This window comes from Saccharopolyspora oryzae, assembly GCF_027853915.1.
Classification (GTDB): domain Bacteria; phylum Actinomycetota; class Actinomycetes; order Mycobacteriales; family Pseudonocardiaceae; genus Saccharopolyspora; species Saccharopolyspora oryzae.
Genome location: NZ_JAQGLA010000192.1, coordinates 1 through 1345, shown reverse-complemented (window position 1 = coordinate 1345; position 1345 = coordinate 1). Strand labels below are relative to the sequence as shown.

1 protein-coding gene is annotated in these 1345 nt (G+C 68.7%); it reads right to left on the bottom strand.

All coding sequences use genetic code 11. The features are described 5' to 3' along the window. Nucleotides 1-28: 28 nt before the first annotated feature. Nucleotides 29-1345 (bottom strand): sodium:solute symporter (locus tag OU415_RS38185; RefSeq protein ID WP_270954687.1); only part of this gene is annotated, 1317 nt, incomplete at its 5' end.

The window sequence follows — 1345 nt, the reverse complement described above, 5'->3', positions numbered from 1 at the left end:
GTTCCGAGTGGAACCGCCACCCCTCGTCTCATGCTTCGGCGCGCTCGACCCGGGACTCGGGGGCGGGGCGGTCGTGCCGCAGCGACAGCAGGCCGCCGACCACCAGCGTCACGATCACGCCCAGCGGCGTGTACCAGGGGAACGCCAGGGACGCCTCGCCGCCTTCGCCGTCCGGGAACTGCACCCAGACCACGAAGGCCAGCACCACCACGATCGTCGCCCAGAACGCGATCTTCGCGTCGGTCTGCCGGGCCCGCTTGTTCCACAGCCCCAGCAGGAACGCGCCGAGCAGCGCGCCGTAGGTGTAGCTGGCGATGCTGAGCCCGACCTCGACCACCGGGTTGTCGGTGCTGCTGAACATCGATGCGAACACCACGAACACCACGGCCCACACCAGCGTCCACATCTTGCCCATCCGCAGGACCGCCGCGTCGTCCAGCTTCCGCTTGGAGAAGCGCTGGTACAGGTCGCTGACGGTGGAGGTGGACAGCGAGTTCAGCGACGAGGCCAGGGTGCTCATCGCGGCGGCCAGGATCCCGGCGATGAGCAGCCCGGACAGCCCCGGCGGCAGGTCGTTGACGATGAACGTCGGGAACAGCTCGTCCTTGCTGGCCATGCCCATCGAGGCCGGCGTCGCGCCGCGGAAGAACGACCACAGCATGGTGCCGATCAGCAGGAACAGCGCGAACTGCAGGGCGACCACGACACCGCTGGCGATCAGCGCCTTCTGGCTGTCCCGAACGTTCCGGCAGGCCAGCAGCCGCTGCACCATGAGCTGGTCGGCACCGTGCGAGGCCATCGCGAACACCGCACCGCCGAGCACCGCGGTCAGGAACGCGTACTGGTCGGTGATGATCGACGAGGTGAAGTCCAGCAGCTGGAGCTTGCCGGCGTCCACGGCGGTGGCGAACCAGTCCGACGGCAGCTGACCGGCCAGCACGACCGCGGCCGCCACCGCGCCGCCGACGTAGACGAACATCTGGATCGCGTCGACCCACACCACGGCCTTGATCCCGCCCAGGTAGGTGTAGATCACCGTCAGCACCGCCAGGACCAGCACGATCTGCCAGTACGCGAGGTCGACGCCGAACGCCGCCAGCATCACCTTGACCGGGATCGCGGTGGCGAACAGCCGCAGCCCGTCGGCCAGCAGCCGGGTGATCAGGAACGTCACCGAGGCGGTGCCCTGCAGGCCGGCGCCGAACCGCTGGCCGAGGAACTCGTAGGCGCTGACCAAGTTCCCGGCGTAGTACTTCGGCAGCAGCACGAACGCCACCACGACCCGGCCGATCAGGTAGCCGATGGCCAGCTGCAGGTAGGTGAAGCTGCCGAGGTAGGCCACCGT